The sequence below is a fragment of the Porphyromonas somerae genome, from assembly GCF_022845615.1.
In the GTDB taxonomy this organism is placed as follows: Bacteria; Bacteroidota; Bacteroidia; order Bacteroidales; family Porphyromonadaceae; genus Porphyromonas_A; species Porphyromonas_A somerae.
The window spans coordinates 2,299,695-2,322,748 of record NZ_AP025559.1; the positions used below are offsets into that span (position 1 = coordinate 2,299,695).

At 50.6% G+C, this 23,054-nt stretch carries 16 protein-coding genes and 1 pseudogene; 11 read left to right on the forward strand and 6 right to left on the reverse strand.

Translation table 11 applies throughout. The annotated features are described in order from the left end of the window. Position 1 precedes the first annotated feature (1 nt). The 5 genes from MWL85_RS09775 (at position 2) to MWL85_RS09795 (ending at position 9,779) form a co-directional block, all read left to right on the forward strand. The gene (locus tag MWL85_RS09775) at positions 2-3,001 is read left to right on the forward strand and encodes a SusC/RagA family TonB-linked outer membrane protein (RefSeq protein WP_244400562.1); all 3,000 of its coding nucleotides are present in this window, start codon (positions 2-4) and stop codon (positions 2,999-3,001) included. 15 nt (positions 3,002-3,016) lie between these two features. Next, the gene (locus MWL85_RS09780; RefSeq protein WP_244400563.1) at positions 3,017-4,534 is read left to right on the forward strand and encodes a RagB/SusD family nutrient uptake outer membrane protein; all 1,518 of its coding nucleotides are present in this window, start codon (positions 3,017-3,019) and stop codon (positions 4,532-4,534) included. Positions 4,535-4,543: 9 nt separating this feature from the next. Continuing rightward, entirely contained in the window at positions 4,544-5,623 is a 1,080-nt protein-coding gene (locus tag MWL85_RS09785) for a SusF/SusE family carbohydrate-binding protein (protein WP_244400564.1), read from the forward strand. A gap of 77 nt (positions 5,624-5,700) precedes the next feature. Beyond that, on the forward strand, positions 5,701-7,569 hold the full coding sequence (locus tag MWL85_RS09790) for a glycoside hydrolase family 13 protein (protein WP_244400565.1): 1,869 nt from the start codon (positions 5,701-5,703) through the stop codon (positions 7,567-7,569). Next, positions 7,566-9,779, forward strand: coding sequence for an alpha-amylase family glycosyl hydrolase (locus MWL85_RS09795; protein ID WP_244400566.1), 2,214 nt, complete (start codon positions 7,566-7,568; stop codon positions 9,777-9,779). Before MWL85_RS09790 ends, MWL85_RS09795 begins: the two co-directional genes overlap by 4 nt. 677 nt (positions 9,780-10,456) lie before the next feature. Here MWL85_RS09795 and MWL85_RS09800 read toward each other — a convergent pair. Continuing rightward, positions 10,457-11,623, reverse strand: coding sequence for an AI-2E family transporter (locus tag MWL85_RS09800; protein WP_244400567.1), 1,167 nt, complete (start codon positions 11,621-11,623; stop codon positions 10,457-10,459). 55 nt (positions 11,624-11,678) lie between these two features. Between MWL85_RS09800 and MWL85_RS09805 the strand changes: the two genes are divergently transcribed. Further along, positions 11,679-12,377: a D-alanyl-D-alanine carboxypeptidase gene (locus tag MWL85_RS09805; RefSeq protein ID WP_244400568.1), complete on the forward strand. Its 699-nt coding sequence runs from the start codon at positions 11,679-11,681 to the stop codon at positions 12,375-12,377. Between the two features lie 144 nt (positions 12,378-12,521). Here MWL85_RS09805 and MWL85_RS09810 read toward each other — a convergent pair whose 3' ends face one another. Both MWL85_RS09810 and MWL85_RS09815 read right to left on the reverse strand, forming a co-directional pair. Continuing rightward, complete coding sequence (locus MWL85_RS09810; RefSeq protein WP_244400171.1) at positions 12,522-13,454, reverse strand: IS3 family transposase; 933 nt, start codon at positions 13,452-13,454, stop codon at positions 12,522-12,524. A 5-nt stretch (positions 13,455-13,459) separates the two neighbouring features. Further along, entirely contained in the window at positions 13,460-13,894 is a 435-nt protein-coding gene (locus MWL85_RS09815) for a hypothetical protein (protein WP_244400172.1), read from the reverse strand. A 44-nt stretch (positions 13,895-13,938) separates the two neighbouring features. Between MWL85_RS09815 and dacB the strand changes: the two genes are divergently transcribed. From dacB to MWL85_RS09835, 4 genes are all read left to right on the forward strand, one after another. Next, entirely contained in the window at positions 13,939-14,688 is a 750-nt protein-coding gene (gene dacB / locus MWL85_RS09820; protein ID WP_262914465.1) for a D-alanyl-D-alanine carboxypeptidase/D-alanyl-D-alanine endopeptidase, read from the forward strand. A 103-nt stretch (positions 14,689-14,791) separates the two neighbouring features. After that, a complete protein-coding gene (locus MWL85_RS09825) occupies positions 14,792-15,235 on the forward strand; it encodes a single-stranded DNA-binding protein (RefSeq protein WP_244400569.1) in 444 nt (147 codons plus the stop codon). A 40-nt stretch (positions 15,236-15,275) separates the two neighbouring features. After that, positions 15,276-16,616 carry a hemolysin family protein gene (locus MWL85_RS09830; RefSeq protein ID WP_244400570.1) on the forward strand — a complete coding sequence of 447 codons (1,341 nt, stop codon included), beginning with the start codon at positions 15,276-15,278 and terminating at the stop codon, positions 16,614-16,616. Further along, on the forward strand, positions 16,613-17,149 hold the full coding sequence (locus MWL85_RS09835) for a 4'-phosphopantetheinyl transferase family protein (protein WP_244400571.1): 537 nt from the start codon (positions 16,613-16,615) through the stop codon (positions 17,147-17,149). Before MWL85_RS09830 ends, MWL85_RS09835 begins: the two co-directional genes overlap by 4 nt. 59 nt (positions 17,150-17,208) lie before the next feature. On the opposite strand, the gene trxB is transcribed toward MWL85_RS09835, so the two are convergent. Genes trxB through MWL85_RS09850 form a run of 3 tightly spaced genes read right to left on the reverse strand, consistent with a single transcriptional unit; the run spans position 17,209 to position 21,373 of the window. Next, a complete protein-coding gene (gene trxB, locus MWL85_RS09840) occupies positions 17,209-18,159 on the reverse strand; it encodes a thioredoxin-disulfide reductase (protein ID WP_244400572.1) in 951 nt (316 codons plus the stop codon). A 29-nt stretch (positions 18,160-18,188) separates the two neighbouring features. After that, complete coding sequence (locus MWL85_RS09845) at positions 18,189-18,803, reverse strand: hypothetical protein (RefSeq protein WP_244400573.1); 615 nt, start codon at positions 18,801-18,803, stop codon at positions 18,189-18,191. A 2-nt stretch (positions 18,804-18,805) separates the two neighbouring features. Next, positions 18,806-21,373: a DNA translocase FtsK gene (locus MWL85_RS09850; RefSeq protein WP_244400574.1), complete on the reverse strand. Its 2,568-nt coding sequence runs from the start codon at positions 21,371-21,373 to the stop codon at positions 18,806-18,808. A gap of 544 nt (positions 21,374-21,917) precedes the next feature. Between MWL85_RS09850 and MWL85_RS09855 the strand changes: the two are divergent. After that, positions 21,918-22,847 (forward strand): annotated as a pseudogene (locus MWL85_RS09855) (IS256 family transposase, variant Zn-binding type); the annotation flags it as partial. Between the last annotated feature and the right edge of the window lie 207 nt (positions 22,848-23,054).

Consider the following 23,054-nt stretch of genomic DNA (forward strand, 5'->3'; position numbering starts at 1 on the left):
TATGAAGCAAATAACCAATAAACGATGGCTAGGCTGGCTCTGGGCGCTACTACTCTTAGTAGCCCCATCGGCCTCAGCATTGGCACAGACAGTGAGTGGTATCGTAAAGGATACCACTGGTGAAACACTCATAGGTGTCACCGTCCAAAATCTAGACAAGCAGGGCGTTGGAGCCCTCACCAACCTTGATGGCGAATTTACCATCAAGGCCGATAAGAGCGACCGACTACAATTCTCGTATGTCGGCTACAAAACCATCGAGCTTAACCTCGCTACTGCTACCTTCCCCCTAGAGGTCATCCTCCACGAAGATGTGGAGATGCTTGAGCAGGTAGTGGTGATTGGTTATGGTACGGCACAGAAGAAAGACCTTACCGGTTCTATTACCACTGTGACCGATGCTAACTTTAAGAAGGGACTTATCAGCACCCCCGACCAATTGATCTCTGGTAAGGTAGCTGGTGTGCAGATCGTCTCGGGAGGTGGTGCCCCAGGTGCCGGCTCCAAGATACGTATCCGTGGAGGCGCTTCGCTTAATGCTAGTAACGACCCATTGGTGGTGATTGACGGAGTGCCACTAGAGGGTGGTACCATGCCTGGTGCACCTAGTGCCCTCAGCTCTATCAATCCAAATGATATTGAGAGTATGAACGTGCTGAAGGATGCCTCCGCAACTGCTATCTATGGTTCGCGTGCTTCCAATGGTGTCATCATCATCACCACTAAGAAGGGCAAGCTGGGGCAGAAGCTGAGCGTTAATGCCTCTACCCGCTTCTCAGTTGCAACGCCAACTAATTTTGTAGATGTACTCACTGGCGACCAAGTTCGCGAAGTAGCTAAAGCGAGTGGAAAGGATCAATTTATCAACGCTGTAGGCAAGGAGAACACCGATTGGCAAAGAGAGATCTACCAAAATGCTATTGGCACTGATAATAATGTCAGCATCGCAGGATCTACCTCGTGGCTACCTTACCGCGTATCGGTAGGATACTACAATGAGAATGGTATCCTCCGCACAGATAATATGCAACGTCTTTCGGGAGACCTTTCGCTCAATCCTCGTCTGCTTAATGGCGACCTTGCGATTGACCTCAACCTTAAGGGAACTCAAACCCGCAATCGCTACGCCGATCGTGGTGCAATTGGTGCTGCTGTGAGCATGGACCCTTCTCACCCAGTAATGAGTGACGACCCCCAGTTTGCACCTTTTGGTGGTTACTGGTTCCTCACTGGCCTATCAAAAGATGGTGAGCTGATTCCCCGCAATCTAGCTCCTTTGAACCCATTGGCGATGCTCAATGATAAGGAGGATAAGGCCACGGTAAATAGAGTGATCGGTAATGTGAAGTTTGATTACAAGCTTCCTTTCCTTACCGGATTGAGAGCCAACCTCAATCTCGCTTACGACTACGCCTCTTCCAATGGCACTATTTTCATCCCTACCCACTCTATGCTCTCCTATACCAATCAGGAGGTAGGCAAGGGCGGATTGGATAAAATCTCTAAGCAGGAGAAGATCAATAAGCTACTCGACTTCTACCTCAACTATCGTACCGAAGTGACAAGCATCAAGAGTACTTTCGACCTGATGGCTGGTTACTCTTACCAAGACTGGCTCACCAAGGTATACAACTACCCTGAAAAGACGGCAGGTGGTATTGAGTACAATAAGCCTGTCTTTGATACCGACCTTCCTCGCAATACGCTAGTCTCTTTCTACGGACGTCTTAACTATGCCTTGATGGGGCGCTACCTATTCACCGCTACGGTGCGTGCCGATGGATCAAGCCGTTTTGCTAAGGAGAACCGCTGGGGTATCTTCCCATCTTTCGCCTTTGCGTGGAGGATCAAAGATGAGCCGCTCTTTAAGGACCTAGAGACTCTCAACGACCTGAAGCTACGCCTAGGTTACGGTGTGACTGGTCAGCAAGATGGTATTGCCAATTATAGCTACCTCGCCTCCTATGCCCTTAGTGGCAACCAGAGCCAGATGCTCCTTGGCGATAAGTGGTACCATATGTACAAGCCACTCGCCTATGATGCCAATATCAAGTGGGAGCAGACAGCTACTTCCAATATCGGTCTTGACTATGCCTTTAAAGACAATCGCATCTCGGGTAGCTTAGACTTTTACAAGAAGCACACCAAGGATCTTCTCAATGAGATTGATATCCCTGGTGGAGCGAACTTCTCCAATCGACTCCTCACCAATATCGGAGAGATTGAGAATAAGGGAGTAGAGGCAACGCTCAACGTAGTGCCTGTAGAGACCGAGGATTGGTACTGGAATTTGAGCTTCAACATGACCCTCAATAGCACAAAGATCAAAAAGCTCACCCTCACCCACGACCCCAACTATCTAGGCGTACCTACAGGTGGCATCACAGGCGGTACTGGCAATAACATCCAGATACACTCCGAGGGATATGCCCCAAGCTCATTCTTTGTACACAAGCAGGTATACGACGAAGCGGGCAAACCTATTGAGGGGCTTTATGCCGACCTTAATGGAGATGGCGTCATCACCGATGCTGATAAGTACCGACTGGGCGACCCTGAGCCAAAGGTTTACATGGGTCTCAGCACCTCGGTAAGCTATAAGCAGCTGACCCTCTCCGCCGCACTACGTAGCAGCATCGGCAATTATGTCTACGACAATGTCTCTGCTCATAGAGGTAATGAAGCTGCCATCTTAAACACCCTCGGATGGGTAGAGAGTGGTGCCGTAGATTATTACAACACCGGCTTTAAGAGGCCAAGGTATCTATCAGATTACTACATCAAGGATGCCTCTTTCCTTAAGATGGATAACATTACCCTAAGCTACGACTTCGGAAAGGTCTTCAATGAGCAAGTGGGTATCCACCTCAGCGGTACGGTACAAAACGTCTTTACCATCACCAAGTACAAGGGGCTAGATCCAGAGATTGGCAATGGTATCGACTACCAGTTCTACCCTGTACCTCGCACCTATTCACTTAGTCTTGGTCTCACCTTTTAATTCGCAACAATTGATATGAAAAGATATATAAAAGCATTATGGCCACTACTGGCTATCGCACTGCTCTCCACCTCTTGTATCAAGGACTTAGATCGCTTCCCCACCAACGACGTGACGAGCGTGAAGGTCTACGAAACTGAGGAGGGCACCATGCAAGCCCTCGCCAAGGTATATGGTGCATGGGCACTCACCGAGGGTGATGTAGCAGGTGTAGATGATGGATTTACCGGATTTACTAGAGGCTTTTACAACCTCCAAGAGCTCCCTACTGATGAGGCTAAGTGTGCATGGAACGACGAGGCCGTAAAGGGGCTCAGTGATATGTCGTGGGACCCCAATACCGGCTTTATCACAGGGCTCTACTACCGCTCCCTTATCCAGATCAAGTTTGCCAATGAGTATCTCAATAACGTCGGCAGTTCACCGCTAAGTGCAGAGCTCAAGGAGCAGACCAGTGCCGAGGCACGATTCGTCCGTGCCTTCCAGTATTGGGTGCTGATGGACATCTTTGGTAATCCTCCATTCATTACCGAGGAGGATAAGACCAGTAAGGATGCCCCCAAGCAGATCAAGCGCCCCGAGCTCTTCAAGTACATTGAGAGCGAGCTGCTAGATATTGAGGGGAAGTTACCTGAGAAGGTCGGCTATGCACGTGCCAATAAGCATACCGTGCAGGCTCTCTTGGCACGCCTTTACCTCAATGCAGAGGTCTACACTGGCACCCCTCGCTACAAAGAGGCAGCCGAGTATGCCGAGAAGGTGATCAACGGAGGCTATTCACTAGCCGATAACTACCGCTTCCTCTTCAATGCGGACAATCACAAGATGACCCAAGAGATCATCCTCGCCATTCCATTTGATGGACAAAAGGCTCAGAGCTGGTCGGGAGCGACTTTCTTTGTGGCAGCATCGTACAATGGCAAGATTGCTGAAATGGTCAAGGAGCTGTTGCCAGGTGGAATAGGCCTCAATAGCACGTGGGGTGGCAATAGAGCCACACCTACTTTTGGCAAGCTATTTGATGCCAAGGATAAGCGACACCTTCTGATTCATACTACCGACCACATGGACAACCTTACCGACTTTGAGCAAGGGGTACACGTCTATAAGTATGTCAATACCACACAAGACGGCCAACCTGGAAGCCACAATGACTTCGGTGATAGCGACTTCCCACTCTTCCGCCTTCCTGAGATGCTACTCATCTATGCCGAGGCCTCCGTTCGTGGTGGAGCCGATAAGGCGAAAGGGGTAGAGTACTTCAACCGTGTTCGCCAGCGTGCAGGGGTTGATACCAAAAGCAGCCTTACCCTACAGGATATTATCGATGAGCGAGGTCGCGAGCTATATTGGGAGGGTCACAGACGTACTGACCTAATCCGCTTCGGTCTCTTCACCACCGATAAGTATCTATGGGAGTGGAAAGGTGGAGCGAAGAATGGCCGTGCCGTATCTTCCAACCTCAACCTCTACCCACTACCTAGCAAAGATATGCTAGCCAATGTCGAGAACCTAGTGCAGAACCCTCAATAATGACCTTTTATGATGAATAGAAAATACTTTAAGATAGGGTGGCTACTGCTTCCTTTGCTACTCGTAGGGCTATCAGCCTGCGAGCGAAGCAATGCCGATAATCCAGTGCTACCCAATATTAGCAATGCCAAAGCCCCAGTCCTTCATCTCGGCAAGGAGATGACGAAAGAGATCGCCATTGACCTAGACAACCTAGGGGTACTTGAGCTCACTTGGGACGCTGCCAACCTTGGCGAGCAGATCCCCGTTAACTACACCATTACCGCTACAGCAGGCGATAAGAGCGTAGAATTTCCAACCACTTCAGGAAGTAACAAGGTGGAGATCGACCACAAGACACTCAATGAAAAGGCACTTGGCGAGCTAGGCCTAGAGGTAGACAAGAAGGCAACGATTACCTTCGTGGTCACCGCTAGCCCACTACTCGACTCTGGTGCCCCCGCCCTCAAGGATGCCACAGTTTCCTCAGCTCCACTCGAGATTACTCTCACCCCTACTAAGCCAAAGTTCCCTGAGAAGCTCTATATGATTGGGCAGGAGTTTGGCAGCTGGGATTGGGCTTCCGAGGGAGTGGTAGAGATGACCCCTGTACATAGCCACCCTGGTATGTTCTGGGCAGTTCGTCACATCTCAGATCCTGCTAGTGGCTTCAAGTGGAATACCACTCGTGCTTGGGGAGGCGACTTCTTTGCTCTTGAAAAGAGTGTCGGCTTTACCACACACGATAATAACGCCTTTGTTGATAAGCCTGGCGTCTATATGTTCTTCGTGGATTACACTACCAAGACCATCACCATTGAACCAGCTAAGGTCTTTGGTATTGGCGATGCCTTCGGTAGCTGGGATACAGGTAAGTACCCATTCGAGGCCGAGGGTGGCAAGATGGTAGCTACCACCACTGGTGCAGGTGAGCTACGTATCTACGCAGCCACCTCTGCAGCCAGCGTTGATTGGTGGCAGATGGAGTTCGTCATCCTCCAGGGCAAGATCGCCTACCGTGGTACAGGAGGTGACCAAGAGCGCGTACCAGTAACTGCTGGTCAGAAGGTAACCCTCGACTTCAATACAGGCGTAGGGTTGATCAAATAACCCATAGCGACTATTCACTTAAAGTCCCAGCTAAGCCAACACCGCTTGGCTGGGACTTTTCACATCAAGAAAGTACAATGACCAAAAAGATATACACCCTACTGCTCCTCCTTGTGGCAGTGACAGCACAAGCCACAGCACCCGTTATCCGGAATATTGCACCTCACTTTTGGTGGGCAGGTATGGAGGAGCCACAGCTACAGCTCCTCCTCCATGGAGATAAGCTAGCAGAGTATCAAGTGACCCTCTCCACTACAGAGGTAGAGCTCCAAGAGGTAGTCACCCTCCCCAACCCCAATTACCTACTCCTTTACCTCGACCTCCAAGGAGCCCAGCCACAGACCTTTAATATCCAGCTCACCAAAAGCAAAGAGTGCTTCAATATCCCCTACCAGCTAAAGGCAAGGGAGGAGGGCTCAAGAGAGGTCGAAGGCTTTGATAGCTCCGATGTCCTCTACCTAGTGATGCCCGACCGCTTCGCCAATGGCGACCCCACCAACGATGCCTTTCCTCACTTCCAAGAGTCTACCATAGACCGCTCACACCCCTTTGCTCGCCACGGTGGCGACCTCAAAGGCATCAGCGATCACCTCGATTACCTCTCCGACCTTGGCATCACCGCCTTGTGGCTCAATCCAGTACAGGAAAATGAGATGCCCTTCGGATCGTACCACGGCTATGCCATCACCGACTACTACAAGATTGATCCCCGCTTTGGCAACAACGAAGAGTTCAAGTCACTCGTCAGTGCCGCTAGAGAGCGTGGCATTAAAGTAGTAATGGATATGATCTTCAACCATTGTGGCACCCACAACTACCTCTACCAAGATATCCCCTCCAAAGATTGGTTCAATTACAAAGGGGAGTTCGTCTCCACCAGCTACCACACTGCCACACAGATGGATCCCTACGTTACCCAAGGGGATTTCAAGAAGGCAATTGATGGTTGGTTCGTGGCAGCAATGCCCGACTTCAATCAGCGCAACCCCCACGTACTAAAGTACCTGATACAGAGTAGCATCTGGTGGATTGAGTATGCTGGTATCAATGGGATACGGCAGGATACCCACCCCTTTGCCGATTGGGACGCAATGGCAGCGTGGGTACAAGCAGTCGAACGAGAGTACCCACGCTTCAATATCGTAGGAGAGACCTGGTTCTACCACAGCCCGCAGATCGCTTATTGGCAAAAAGATAGTAAGCTCGCCGCACCCCGCAATAGCCAGTTACGCACCGTGATGGACTTCCCGCTTTACCTCATAATGCAGGATACGTTCGGAGGCGAGAAGGAGAGTTCCAAAGGCTTCAGCCAACTCTATGAGTACCTAGGGCAAGACTTCATCTACGAAAACCCACACCATCTACTTATCTTCCTCGATAATCACGACACCTCCCGACTCTTCAAGCACGATAGTTTGGTATCACTTGATAGGTACAAGCAAGCCCTTACCCTACTACTCACCATGCGGGGCATTCCTCAGATCTACTACGGCACCGAGATATTGATGACGGCCGACAAGGCAAATGGAGACGGCACCCTCCGTCAAGACTTCCCCGGCGGGTGGGCAGAGGACCCTCGCTCCGCCTTTACAAGAGAAGGACGGAGCGACCAGGAGAATGAGGCACTAGACTTTGCCACAAAACTCCTACAATGGCGCCGACACAGCAAAGCAGTTGCCTACGGTAGCCTTCACCACAAAGACCCCTCCACCAATCATATCTACGGCTACACTCGCCAATACCACGGTGAGGAGGTCGTGGTGCTATTCAATACCACGCAACAACAGCAGACTGCAACCCCCGAGTGGCTTAGCGACCTCACCACCTCCACCTCCCTACGCGACCTCATCACCGAGGAGTGGGTCAATCTCACAGCACCCATCACCCTTCCACCCCATGGAGTGCTACTCTTAACCAACACTCATAATAACTATACAACACCATGAAAAGAAATCTTTATATAGTCCAGCTGTGGTGGCTACTCCTATTGGTGGGAGTAGCAAGTGGATGCAAGAAAGAAGCACCCAATCCGAAGCCAACGCCAGAGGTACCAGAGGTGAATTATCCCGAGGGGCTCTCGTGGACACCGAAGGAGGCGAGAAGCGACCAACCCCTAGAGATTATCTATAAGGCGAAGCCGTCAGACGCACTTTATGGCTACAAAGGAGCCCTCTATGCCCATATCGGCATCGTCGATGGGCAGTGGCAATATGTCCAAGCCGAGTGGCACGAGAATAAACCGAAGTGCCAATTGACCAACATTGGCGAAAACACCTGGAGCCTGAAGCTCACCCCCGAGGTCCGTAGCTGGCTTGGTGCCCCTAGCCAAGCACCGCTCCCCGAGATCGGCATTGTCTTTCGTTCGGCCGATGGCAGTAAGCAGAGTGCCGACCTATTCATTAAGCTCAGCGACGCCCAACGAACCCATGCTCCTACCCAAAAGGAAGCTATGCCCACTGGCGTTAAGCTGGGCATCAATGAGACACCAGAGGGGATCGTACTCGTTCTCGATGCCAAGGATAAGCAAGGGGCACAAGGCTACCATACCGCCTACGTCATCACCGATGCTATGGGGCGGCAAAGAGATGAGACCACTCAGATGAAGCTAGACCCCGCCACTGGCTACTTCTGGTACCTTCTCCCCAAGAGCAAGCTAACGAAGCAAGACCGTTTTTACTACCAGCTTTATGGTGACCAAGGTTCGGTGATCATTGCCGACCCTTACTCCGAGGTAGTGAAGTGGCACGACAACCTCCCCTATACCGAGCTACAAAATGGCGTGCCCTCCTACCAGTGGCAGCACCCATTGCCCCGACGCCCCAAGGAGTCCCAGCTGATGATCTACGAACTACACCTGAGAGACTTCTCCACCAATGGCAAGCTAAAGGGAGCGATGGAGCAGCTAGATTATATTAAGGCGATGGGCTTCAATGCCATTGAGCTGATGCCGGTACAAGAGTTTGGTGGCGAAGACTCGTGGGGATACAATCCCGAGTACTTCTTTGCTATGGAGACCGCCTACGGTACCCCTACCGAGTATAAGCAGTTCATCGACGAATGCCATCGCCGTGGGATTGCGGTGATCCTTGATGTGGTCTACAACCATGCGACCGCAAATAACCCCTTTGCCAAACTCTATTGGGATAGCGAAAAAGGTCAACCTGCCTCTAATAATCCGTGGATGAACCCTCAAGCACCCCACCGTGGGGAGAGCTTCTTCTGCGACTTCAATCACGAGAGCCCACAGCTGGTCGCTTATGTTCTACGCAACCTCGAGTACCTACTCAAGAAGTATCATTTCGATGGCTTCCGCTTCGACTTCACCAAAGGGTTTACCCAAAAGGTGAGCAACGATGCCACCCCCCGCGATGGCAGTCGCATCGCCATTCTCCGTAAGTACTACCAGCATATCAAGCAGCTAGACCCTACCGCCTACGTGATCTTTGAGCACTTCTCGGCAGATGATGAAAAGCGGGAGCTGGCCAATATGGGGGCGATGCTCTGGCAAGGTGCCACCCACGCCTATGCTCAGTGTGCAATGGGTTATGAAGATGAAAGCGATTTCGGCCATATCTACGCCGTACCGAGAAAAGTACGAGCCAATGCGTGGATAGGCTATATGGAGAGCCACGACGAGGAGCGGGTTGCCTATAAGCAGAAGACGTGGGGGCTAGAGCCGATAAAGAATAACCCCGCCACCAAACGACTGCGACTAGAGACCAATGCCACCTTCCTACTCCTGGTGCCTGGCCCCAAGATGGTATGGCAGTTTGGAGAGATCGGCTACGATATCTCTATTGAGCAAAATGGACGAACTGGTAGGAAGCCTCTTATCCAAGAGACAGCCGAGCGGAGCAAGCTACGCCAAACCTATACCAAGCTACTTCATCTGCGTGCCACTCACCCAGAGCTATGGGAGAAGGATGCTAGCTTTGACTGGAAAATAGGAGGGCACTGGACCAATGGCAGACGGATGACACTCTCAAAAGATGGCAAGGAACTGCGAGTAATAGGCAACTTCAATGCCCTTGCCCCACTCCGCTACCAAGCTTCTACAGAAGCTGAGTGGAAAGACATGATGGATCAGAATAGCCGCATCGTATCCGACACCCTTATCGCCCCTGGAGGCTTTGTGGTGCTCGGCAACTTCCAGTAACTGTCCCGCCAGGGGTTACGCATTAGAAAGGTCTAACTGTGACTGACCTCCCCTTGTGGGAGGTAGACGGATCATAGCCCCAAGTCAAGGCTCGTAGAGCCGATGACTAGGGGACAAAAAAAGGACCCACCTTCACCATTCGACCCCTTGTGGGTCGGACAACTCATTCCAGGATTAAACTGATGCGGTTGTCCGACCCGCAAGGGGTCGTGGGATAGGGGGAATGATCGTTAATCCCCCAGTCGTTCGGGGCTAACGCCCCTCCGACGTGGGGGCTAGAATCCGTCGGACCTCTGACGAGGTCCTTTCTCAAAGACACCCCACCAAAAACCATACGGTAAGGACCTTCTAATGCGTAACCCTTGCGAGGGCTATTTACGCTTTTGTGCAATACAGATATTATCACTAGCTTTGTGAAGAGTCCTGATTCCAGATAGGTCACGTCGGCGAGATTGATTCGCCGTTGGCCTATTTGGGTTGGGGCTCTCTTTTATAGTTAGAAAATTCAATCATATACCCTCCGACTAACTGGTGGGTTAACTAGACAAAAACTGAGATGCAACAAAGCAAAAGGTTAGTTGCAACTCGTCAATTGCTTAGTTGCAACTCGTCTAAAACAAAAATAGACTCCTGTATATCAATTAGTTACAAAGGCCATTTTTTTTAGCCTTTTATCTTTACTCCGCCTCCTTCGTTTTATGGCCGAAATGGAAGTCAGGCATCTTGCCCTTGCCACCTGAGAGGGGCACTGGAGTGCCCACCACATACTTCATATAAAAGTGGTAGCAGATCATGGTGAGAGGCAGGGCAAAGAGCATTCCGAAGAACCCAAATAGCGAGCCCCACACGGTGAGGGAAAGCATGATAGCTACAGGGTGGATTCCTAGTGATTGCCCCTGGATCAGAGGGGTGAGGAGTACTTGCTGAAGTGCATCGCTCAGCACAATCACGCCAACGCCAGCTAGGAGGAGGATAAAGAAGTTATCGCCCGTCATCACCGACTGTAGCCCCACCAGTATCACGAGTGGAAGGTAGCCCAAAGTCTGCATATAGGGGATCATATTGAGTAGCCCTATCAAGAGCCCGAGGGTAATCCCCATAGGTAGTCCAATGATGTAAAAGCCCACCGCCATCACCACCCCACAGATCATGGCAATCAGTGCTTGGCTACGGAAGTAAGCATTGGCATAGTGACCAGTTACCTCACCCAGCTCCTCCATAAAGGGGCGAATACTCACTGGCATCATCTCCATAAAGCCCTTCTGTATCTTTTCGTAATCGAGCATCAAGAAGACCAAGTAAAAGAGGAAGATATAGATCACTGCTCCACCAGCAATGAGGTTAAAGGTACTCTCAATCAGTCCCCACCCCTTTGTGAATATCTGCTCGATAGAGCCAAAGAGCTCCTGCATATTGATGCTACCCATCAGCTCCTCTAGCTTCTGGATCAGCTGACTACGGGAAGAGAGCTCCTCTGGTAGCAAGCTCAGCAGATAGGCACCGATATCATACCGCTTCAGCATCTCCCACCCTTTACTCACCTCATTGGTGATACTTGGTATAAGGACGGCGAGCAGACCTACCACCAACCCAATCGTCACGAGCAGCACAATCGTGGTGGAGAGCCACCGTTTGCGTATCTTACACTTATCCTCCAAAAAGTGAAGGAGTGGTAGCATTAGGTAGGCCATTAGCCACGCGATGATGAGTGGAATTAGGAAATAGCTTATGCGGGCAATCAACCATACCAAAGCTGCAAATATCAATAGGCCGAAGCCGATACGAGCAATACGGTCGCGAGTAAATGGTGTCCGAAAGAACTCCTCTATCTGTCTTGGTTTCATAAAAATCGAAGGGGTCACCCCTATTTTGGTTATCTTTGCACAAAGATAGATAATTATGACGAAATACCGACCAACATTCCACAGACTAAGTAGCATCACCCTCATGCTACTGCTACTCCCCTTAGTGACCAAGGCACAAGGGGTCAAGACTCCAAGCGAACCAGCTGCTCTAGCTCGCTCCTTCTGGACCCTCTCAATACAAGAGGCAGAGAGTGGCAAAGAGCTGGTAGGCATCCGAAGCCACCACCTCGCCACCCCCGCGAGTACCATGAAGCTGGTCTCCACGGCTACCCTTTGGAGTCAGAGAGGTGGCGGGCTACGCATCCCCACTGAGATACGCACCACTGGCACTATTGCTCAAGGGAAGCTGGAGGGCGACCTCTACATTGTGGGGCACGGCGACCCCTCCATCGGCTCAAGGTACTTTTGGAATAGCGACCAAGACCTTTTCTTTAAAGAGGTAGCCAAAGCCCTCAAGTCAAAAGGGATCACCCAGATCACTGGCAATATCATTGCCCTCTCGCCCTCAAGTGACTTCCAAGCCAATAACCCCCGCTGGATTGCCTACGATATGGGTAATGCCTACGCACCCGGCTTCTGGAGCCTTAATGCCTACGATAATAGCTACTCTCTCCACTTTACCAAGCATGGCGAGAGCTACCACACTACCCCCACCGTGCCTCAGCTCGAGCTACGGAAAGCCTACGAAGTCACCTCTAGTAGCCACCGCGACTCTCTCTATGTGGTTTCCTGAAAAAGGTTGACTCGGTTAATGTTACGTTGTTATTAATCCTGCTTTATGTTGACTTTCTAGCCTTTAGTCCTGTGAGGGGTTGACTGGAGGGCGTAGCCCGTAAGGAAACCCCTCACAGGACTAAAGGTACCAAAACTTGGGCACCTATCCTATTTTTTGATTTTCAAGGTACTCCTCTCTATAGCTTTTCCACCTCTTGGGGATTTTCCCTTTGCACTTTGAGGCTTCAACAGGTGTCATATAGTCGAGACTCATGTGAGGCCTTTTTGTGTTGTAAAACTCTATGACTGAGGTTAATTCAGCCTTTGCCTCTTTGATGGTTTTAAAACGTTTGCCTTTTAAGAGCTCATTCTTTATAGTGTTATTGATCCTCTCTGCTTGTGCATTATCTTTGGGATCTGGGGTTTCTGTCATACTTATATCTATGTCATTCTTTTTAAGAATATCCACATACTGGTGGCTGGCATACTGGCAGCCTCTGTCTGAGTGATGAATGAGCTTATCGTTAGCTTTACCATTCGATTTAAGTTTCTTAAGTGCCTGATTTAGAGCTTCAATAGGGTACTTAGTGTCTAGGCTATCGCCTAGGCTCCACCCGACAATTTCTTTTGAGTATGAGTCTAAGATCACGGATAGGTAGCTAAACTTATGATGTACTCCGTCATAATGGATGGGGATATACGTTATGTCGCTCACCCATACCTGATTAGCTCTTTCTGGTATCATATCTTTTACGAGGTTACCATAGAGCTTAAAACCGTGATTGGAGTTGGTGGTTCTCGGCTTTCTTTTACGTTGCCTTAGCTTCAAGCCGTGCTTGTCTAGAGTGTCAAGAAAACGGTCTCTCCCTAGTGGAGTCCCCTCCTTAAACTCTCGCTTATACATATGCCACAGCTTCTTACCGCCCATGCCAGGGGCTTTCTCTCGGGTCTCAAGAACGTACTCAACAGCCATCTCTTCAAGTGCCATATTGGCATGAAGTTTTGACTTTTTTCGCTTGTAATAGGCTTGCTTACTTACACCAAACAGGTCGCAAAGGAGCTGTATTGTATATTTCTTCAGATCCTGTGCGTGCAAGCGATCTACCGTTTGGTGCCAGCTTTTTTTCTTATTTGGATGCGGAAATTCTCTTCTGCCACATTGATTAATTCATTCAATGCATCTGTCAAAACAGTCTGCCTAAAAAGCTGTTTTTCAAGCTCTTGAACCCTTCTTTCTAAATCAACTGAGCTTTTCTCAGGCGCCCCGCCTGACGCCCCGCCTGACGCCACATCCGAATAATAATACCTGCGATATCCGCGGTGCTCTTCTTGTTTCTTCTTTTTCTTCGCCTTCATCTCTATAACTTCGTCTAACCCAGAATCTAGGTACCTATGAACCCACTCCAGGATCGTAGTCCTTCCAATAGGGACAAGGTGTGAAATCTGGGTATAACCTAAGTTTTCCTCAAAATAGAGGTGAATAACTCGGTCAAAATAAATCTTCTGGAGTTGACTCCTTTTTACAAACTTACTCATAAAAATCTATCTATGAGTCAACTTTTTCTAGGACAAGACACTATATCTCGGCCTTTCCTCACCCCGATGGCAGCTACGATATCACAGGCTCCTACCCTCAGCGAGTAGAGAAACTGCGGATCCGTGGTGCCCTCCCCAATCCCCCTCTTTTCGTTGCCCACCACCTACAGGAGGTGCTCAAGGCACAAGGCATTGCCACCCAAGGCGAAGCTCGGGTAGTCCCCACCACGCCTGCAGAGAGCCAGCTTCTCTACACCTACCAATCGGCACCCCTCCGCACGCTTGTGCAGACTACCCTGCACTATAGCCACAACCTCTTTGCCGAAGGGTTGCTCCGGCAGCTCACTTGGGGCAAAACTCCACTCCCAGGGCAAAATGCCACCCAAACGGCCGTCAATGAGGTACACCGCTACTGGACTAGCCGAGGCATCAATACCCGCGAACTAGAGATGATGGATGGCTCGGGGCTTTCACCCGAAAATAGGGTCTCTGCCTACTTCCTTGCCACTATGCTCGGAAAGGTACACAGAGCCGACCCCACTGGTAGCTTCCAAAGCCTCCTCCCACGAGCAGGGATGGAGGGCACCCTCGTGCAGTTTCTCAAGGGCACTCCCCTTCAGGGCAAAGCCCGCCTCAAGAGTGGCACTCTCCGTAATGTGGTCTGCTACGCTGGTTATGTAGAAGTAGGTGGCAAAACCTACACCGTCGCCCTGATGGTCAATAACTTCTACGGCAAAGCCTCTACCGTCCGCAAGGCGATGGAGGAGGTTCTACTCGAGGCCTTTGGCTACTAGGCTCCCCTTCGCGATGAGGCACCAATGTAATCATCAGGGGGGAAACACTCCAATTATCAAAAAATAGGTATCTTTGAGGCGTAAAACAAAGGATACCAATTGAATGGACGACCAAACAGTAAATGCTATCCGTCTGGTAGGCTATGTGGGGAAGGAGCCCAACATACGGTGGTACGACCCTACCACCTGTGCTGTACGCTTCTCACTCGCTACACATGCCCCTACCCATCTCACCGAGGAGGCACTGGAGTGCAGTGGAGAGGTGACCGACTGGCATAGGATTATCTGTTATCGGGCACTCGCAGAGGAGGTAGGTACCAAGCTACTCCCTGGGGATTTGGTGGAGGTATCGGGGCGGCTGACCTATACACGTAGCTACAATAAGCAAGGGCAGTTTACCACGCATACCTTTATCATCGCCAAGGAGATCACCTTTCTTAAGAGAAAGGAGGTGGCCACTACTACCCCAACGGAGAAGAAGGTACAAGAGCGATACGGGCACCTCTTTGAGGAGCTAGAGAAAAATCCCGATGGATTGCCCTTTTGATTGAGCACACAACCGCTAATAATATAGACCAATAGATATTTTGGACGACCCGAGTTATTTATCCAGTTTATTCGAAGGTGTAGTGACCTATCCCATCACCACACCAGTGATCATTGCACTCATCCTGGCACTTATTTGCTTGGTATTGAGTGGTTTCTTTTCAGGCTCGGAGGTGGCCTTTTTCTCACTCCGCCCCAAGGATATTGAGCAGCTCGAGGAGAGCTCAGAGAAGCGAGAGAAGCAGGTGCTAGAGGCACTTGCCAATTCGGACTACCTACTCGGCACTATCTTGGTGATGAATAACTTCGTGAATATTGCCATCACCATGCTCACGAGCTATGCCGTGAGCCGACTCTTTGACTTCGGCGAGGCACAGACTTTGGGCTTTATAGTACAGGTGATCGGTATCACCTTTTTGGTCCTCCTTTTTGGTGAGATTATCCCGAAGGTCTACTTCCAAAACCACGCCCTTGCGGCTACGAAGTTTATGATTGGTCCATTCCGATACCTGATGAAGGTGACTCAGCCAATCGTCCACCTCCTAGTGAAGATAGGAGCCGGAGCCACTAAACCCTTTATCAGTAAGGAGAGCAAGGTGACGGAGAGCGATCTCGAACGGGCTATTGCCCTGACCACCGATGACCAAGAGGAGCAGCAACTCCTCCATGGGATTGTCCGTTTTCATCGCAAAACAGTCAATGATGTGATGACTCCCCGTATGGATATTGTGGCGGTAGACCTTGAGGATAGCTTTCAGAGTGTCAAGGAGCTGATTGTGGAAAAAGGGTACTCGCGTATGCCTGTCTACGATGAACGGATCGATAATATCAAGGGAGTCCTCTATGCCAAAGACCTACTCTCGCACCTCTCGGAGGGCGATGACTTTGCGTGGCAACCGCTGATTAGGGAGCCTTTCTTTGTGCCAGAGAGCAAGCGGATCAATAGTCTACTAGAAGAGTTTAGGACGGAAAAGATTCATCTCGCCATAGTGGTGGATGAATTTGGTGGCACTAGCGGACTAGTGAGCATGGAGGACCTACTCGAGGAGATCGTGGGGGAGATTGAAGATGAATACGATACCGATGAGGAGGTGCTCTACACGGAGCAACCCGATGGGAGTATTCTATTCGACGCCAAGATAGGGATTGTGGACTTCCTGCGTATCACCGGAGTGCCCGACTACAAGGAGATCGAGGAGGAGATGGAGGAGGTGGACACCCTCGGTGGAATGCTACTGGAGGCAAAGGGCGACTTCCCTACAGTGGGTGAGGAGATCTATATCCGCAAACACCGCTTTGTGGTGCGTGAAATGGGGCGCCGGCGTATTAGCAAGGTGCAGTTTTATCCCGACACTGAGGGCGAAGCAGAAGCAGAGGAATGAGCCCGAAGGTGCTGATCTTTCTCACGCCGATAGAGCAGGAACTGGAGCGAGGAGAGGCGGTACAAAGGGCGAAGCAACGGGTACTTTCCTCTCCTATTTCATATACTACTAAGGGGCGACCAAGGCTAGAGGAGCACCCCGATTGTGCCCTCTCAATCTCGCACTCTCAGCACTGGCTGGCAGTGGCTATCGGACCGCTAGGAACGCCACTAGGCATTGATGTAGAGGAGAAGGTCCAGCAGGCTGAGCGGACCTTGCCTCGCTATAGTACCGCTGAAGAGCAAACCCTTCTAAATAAGTACGGACTTCCACCAATACAACTCTGGACCGCCAAAGAAGCGGTCTACAAAGCCCATTCGGAGCAGCTTTCCAAAGGCATCAACCAGATAGAGATGGTCTCCCCTACCCTCTGCATCGCTACCACCGACAGCGGGAACCAGGTGGCACAAACCGTCCATTCCCAATACCTAGCAATAGAAAAGCTCTACCTCACCGTCGCTACCGACGATGAGATAGAGCTCCGAACCGTCTAAATTCAAAGGATAAGGACCTCTGCGAGGTCCTTTGCAGTGGAACCCAGCGTGCAAAGTCGTTACTTCAGTGGGTTTTCGCCAAGGAAACGCTCCGCCGTCATCGCAGCTTTACAGCCACTACCCGCAGCGGTAATCGCTTGGCGGAAGTGAGGGTCAGCCACATCACCTGCAGCAAAGACGCCCTCTACATTGGTATTAGGCATACCGTCCTTCGTGAGGATATACCCCTGCTTGTCGAGCTCAATCTGCCCGCCGAGGAAGTCGACATTAGGCTTGTGCCCGATGGCGAGGAAGAAGCCTTGTACTGGTAGGTCATAACGCTCCTCATTCGCCTCGCCCTTATTCTTCACCACATGGACACCAGCGACGCCATTCTCCCCATAAAGTCCTTCGGCCTGTTGCTTCCAGAGCACCTCAATATTCTCCTTCTTCAGCACACGGTCCTGCATCACCTTTGAGGCACGTAGCTCATCACGACGCACCATGAGGTAGACCTTCTTACAGATCTGAGAGAGGTAAAGAGCCTCCTCGCAAGCGGTATCTCCACCACCTACCACAGCCACCTCCTGACCACGGTAGAAGAAGCCATCGCAAGTGGCACAACCGCTAACGCCCATACCCATATACTTCTGCTCATCGGGCAGACCTAGGTACTTGGCACTTGCACCAGTGGCGATGATGATGCTCTCGGTAATAATCTCAGAGTCGCCACCATTGATCTCCACCTTAAACGGACGCTGCGAGAGGTCGAGTTTTGTCACCTCACCATCACGCATATCGGTGCCGAAGCGCTCCGCCTGCTTCTTGATATCCATCATCATCTGCGTGCCATTCACCGCCTCGGGATAGCCGGGGAAGTTCTCCACATCAGTGGTAGTAGTCAATTGCCCGCCTGGCTGCATTCCCTCCACTAGCACGGGAGAAAGATTGGCCCTTGAGGCATAGATCGCCGCAGTATATCCTGCTGGTCCGCCCCCTATGATGAGTAGCTTCGTCTTGATTGTTTCCATATCTCTATATCTTATTAGTCATTAAACAGTTACCTTAAATCTATAACCGCCACCCCTGGGAGTTTGTTCGCATCAAAGCGAAAGAAGCCCTTCTGCTTCATCTGAGCCGTGGCACTCTGCCGTAGCTTAGTCACCTTCAGCACAATCGGCACCGATATACTTCTCTGTTTCACCCGCATAGAGAGCGGTTCGCACTGGCTATTGAGGTGCACCTCTAGCCACTCTATCTCCTCCTTCTGCTTAGGGGTCGCCTTGATGGTCGTCACCGCCCCTGTAGTCGACTCCTTGAGGTTAAAAGTCTTGGCAGAGATGCGGTTAAGGTTGAGCAGAGGATTGAGCTCTAGTAGGTCCTCCTTATAAGGCTGGGTAAGATTGACCTCCCCATTCTGCGGAATGTAGACCCACAGGTTGCCCCCTTGGTGCCACGCACGTATCGAAGGGCTCTCCAGGCAAAAGTCCTCGCCTAGTGCATAGTAACTTCCCTGCTCACTATCCTCCCCAATCGTCAGCTGATACTCTATCTGTAGACCTTTAGAGGCATCTAAATATCGCTTTGCTTTTTGTAGCGTCTGCTCCTGTGCTTCGGCCGAAAAGGCAAATAACAGTGGGAGCAACGCCAGTAGCCATCTCCTTATACCCATCATCCTTACTTTCTATTGTCTTCAAAAAACTGCTCCAACTGCTCCTCCGTAGTGATGAGAAGCTCACGTGGTTTATTGCCATCAGCACCCGAGATAATGCCCGCATGCTCCAGCTGCACCATAATACGAGAAGCACGGTTGTAACCCACTCCAAATATCTGCTGAATGTAGCTGGCCGAAGGGCGGTTATCCAGCACAATCCTACGGGCGGCCGCCTCAAAGAATTCGTCCCAATTACTAGGATCTAGTTCGCCAGTAGCCAGAGAACCAGCGAGGTCACTACCCTCAGGCTTCACCTCTGGTAGTTCGTACGCCTCCCTAAACCCTCTCTGGTCAGAGATAAACTTCACCAAACTATTCACCTCAGGGGTATCTACAAAGGCACACTGCACACGGGTGAGGTCGTTGCCCGTAGTGAAAAGGCTATCCCCACGTCCAATCAGACGATTAGCCCCTTGAGCATCCAGGATAATCTTAGAATCAATACCCGAAGAGACCTTAAAGGCAAGTCGCCCTGGGAAGTTGGCCTTAATAGCCCCCGTGATAATCGACGCCATGGGTCGCTGCGTAGCGATAATCGCATGGATACCCACCGCTCTCGCCTTCTGTGCCAAGCGGGTGATCGGTGCCTCAATCTCCTTACCTCCCGTGAGCATCAAGTCGCCATACTCATCAATGATCAGCACAATGTAGGGAAGGAACTTATGCCCCTTCTCCGGATTGAGCAGCCGTTGCTTAAACTTCTGATTGTACTCCTTGATATTCCTCACATGCGCCGACGAGAGTAGCTCATAGCGGTCGTCCATCTCCACACAGAGCGATTCCAGCGTCCCTTGCACTCGCTTAGGGTCGGTGATAATCACCTGATCCTCATTGGGTAGCTTCGCCATATAGTGCTTCTCAATCTGCCGATAAGGGCTAAACTCCACCATCTTAGGGTCCACCATCACAAACTTCAGTTCCGAAGGGTGAAGCTTGTAGAGCAAAGAGGTGATAATAGCATTCAGACCCACCGACTTACCTTGACCCGTTGCTCCCGCCACCAGGAGGTGCGGTGTCTTGGCAAGGTCAAAGACAAAGACATCATTGGTGATCGTACGCCCGAGCGCCACTGGCAAGGCCGCGGTACTCTCGGCAAACTTCTTGGAGAGAATCACCGAACGCATACTCACCACCTGAGGCTTTTTATTTGGCACCTCCATACCGATCGTCCCCTTGCCCGGCATCGGTGCAATGATACGAATCCCCATCGCCGAAAGGCTCATAGAGATATTATCCTCCAGTCCACGGATACGAGAGATATGAATACCCTCCTCTGGCACCACCTCATAGAGCGTAATGGCAGGGCCCACCGTGGCACTAATCGACTTAATCCCTATCCTGAAACTCTCCAGAGTAGTGGTGATCAGCCGCTTATTCTGCTCTATCTCCTCCGTATCTATCTCCTCATTTTGCTGCTCGTACTTCTTGAGGAGGTCGGCCGAAGGCATCTCAAAGCCAGCCAGCTCTAGGGTAGGGTCATACTCCCCCTGTTCCTCCACCAGTTGCTTGGCACGTAGCTCGGCACTGGTCACCTCGTCCTGCATACTGCGGTTGTCCATCACCACCATATCCACCCCATCTCCCGCTTCACTCCTATGGATGATAGGGGCAGGCCGAGGCATCGGAGGTGCTGGTGCCTCCTCTTGCTCCAAGGTAATCGTGATAGGGGCTTGAGGCGTCTCTTCTTCTTCCTCCTCCGCCAATTCACTCGTTTCAGAAGGGGCTACATAGGGATCCTCAGGGATATCCTCAAGGAGCTCTCCCTCGTCATCGCCATCGTCCACCGACTTATTGCGTCGGAACCACGATAGCAGCCCCTTTCGCTTAGGCGCTTCGTCACTCTTCACACCAGTGCGCTTCGCCTCTGCCCAACGGTTGTACTTGGCACGAATCCCCTGGAAAAATAGAAATTGCACCAGCAAGAGGGTCAGGATAATCACCAGCCAAAGGCCAAAACCTCCTACCCTCATCTCTAGCCAAACCCGTACCGTCTCCCCCAAAATGCCACCTGGGTAAAAGAAAAAACTAGCTGCGATAGGACGGAATATAGTAGCAGAGAAAAGCGACGTCCAAAAGGTAGCAATAGTGGAAAAGATAATCAGCTTCGGGTAATTGACCTTGGCAGGCCCTAACAAACCAAGACCCATAGCGAGGAGAAGGATGATCACAAAAATCACTCCTAGTCCTACCCACTCATTCACCATAAGATGCATCAGATGCATCCCTACCACCCCACTACTTCCCTGCATCGCCTCGGCCTGAGCCGCCACATCGGCAAGGTCGGGATCGAGCAACACACTCTGGTCCGCAGACCCCTCAAAGAGATAGGTGACAAAGGCATAGAGCATAAAAAGACCCAGACCAAAGAGTAGCAAACCAATGGAGACGGGGAGCATACGCTCCTTACCCATCATGCCCCTGAAGAAACGACCTGCTCGCTCCCTCAGACTACCCCCTAGTTCAATCTCTTCACCCGACCGACTACGGCGGTTCTCCACCGGTTTCTCCCTAACGATCCTCTTCTTGCTCATCAACTCAATACAATAATATTATACTCTGCAAACTTACCCAAATCCTAGCACAATAACCCCACACACCCACACCACCTCCGCAAAAAAGAGGCAACGCTACGCATTAGAAGAGACAGTTGTACGAATGATCATATACAAACTGTTGAGGATAATGCAGTAAGGACCTCGGCAGAGGTCCCTCTTAAATAGGCACAGGTCGGAGGGGCATTAGCCCCGAACGACCTGTGTGTAAGAGCCTATTCACCACCTCCTTGACCCCAGCTGAGGGGTCAGACCTAGAGATAGGGTTGTCCGACCCCTCGGCCGGGGTCGTAAGGGTGTTTTGTAAATCATTATAGACTTATAGGTCAAAATGGTGGGTGAGTTAAAGGTCTTTTCTAGGTATAGAGAGACATATAAGGGTTTGAAAAGCTTTGAAGTGTTAAAAGTGAGCCAACGCAAATGTATAGGTCAAAACGGTGGGTGATACAGGGGGATAAGCCAGTGTTTATCGTATCTTTGAGCATTTGAAAAGGCGAAAAAATGAACCAAAAAATGTCCGAAGTGTGGGAGCCTCAGTGTGATTAGTCATGGACGCAGGGGTACACACAAGAGATATTTGTGCAAGAACTGTGGCTCATCGTTCACAGGAAAAAGGCACATAAGTAAGGAGCAGATATGGGACTTGTACCAGAGTGGCTTATCGCAGGCTAAAATCGCGGAAGCACTTGGAGTAAGTCCGAGCACGATAAAACGGAGACTTCAGGAGGTCTCAGTTGACTTTAAGACGCCCATATTAAGCGAGGGAGTTATTCACATAGATGCGACGTATTGGGGTAGAAACCAAGGACTAATCGTTGCGTTGGACGATAAAAGTGGTTGCGTACTCTATCGGGAGTGGATCTCTCACGAAAGCAAAGTGGACTACGCAACAGCCCTTAAAAAGATAGAGGAAGGGGGCTATAATATATTGGCAGTGGTAACTGATGGAGGAGTCGGTCTTGATGTGGCACTGAAGCATTTTCCCACACAAATGTGCCAGTATCACTTTATCGCAATCGTCCGACGAAAACTTACTCTTCGACCCAAACTACCTGCGTCTCAAGAGCTTCTGGCACTTGCTATGAGTGTAGGAAAGATATCCCGTATCACATTCTGCTCGCAGCTCAAAAAGTGGGAGACCAAGTGGGATACTTTTCTCAAGGAGAAGACAATAAATGATGAAAACGGCAAATGGCAATACACGCACAAATCACTTAGATCAGCCCACTTTTCCTTTCGTCAATACCTCCCTACACTCTTTACTTACGAGGAACATCCGGATATACAGATCCCTAAAACCAATAACGCCATTGAAGGGCTATTTACTGCACTCAAAAGCCGTCTTAGAGCGCATAATGGAATGTCCCAAGCTCACAAGAAACGATTCGTGGATGGGTTTTTTAGGCATAGGGATATCGCCCAGTTTACATCCAAAAAAGAGGAGGGGCAATAGTACCCCTCCCCTGTCAGTGTAAACTGTTCTGACTCCATTGACCGTATCCCTCACCGGTTGCACCCCTGCAGAGCCGGCTACGTTTCAGGTCAACGAACAAAGGTATCTGTTTTTTTCTTCTACTTCGCCCACCATTTTGACCTATACTTCAGTACGAAAATGGCTATTAGGCTGTTTTACCCACCATTTTGACCTATACGCCTTTTT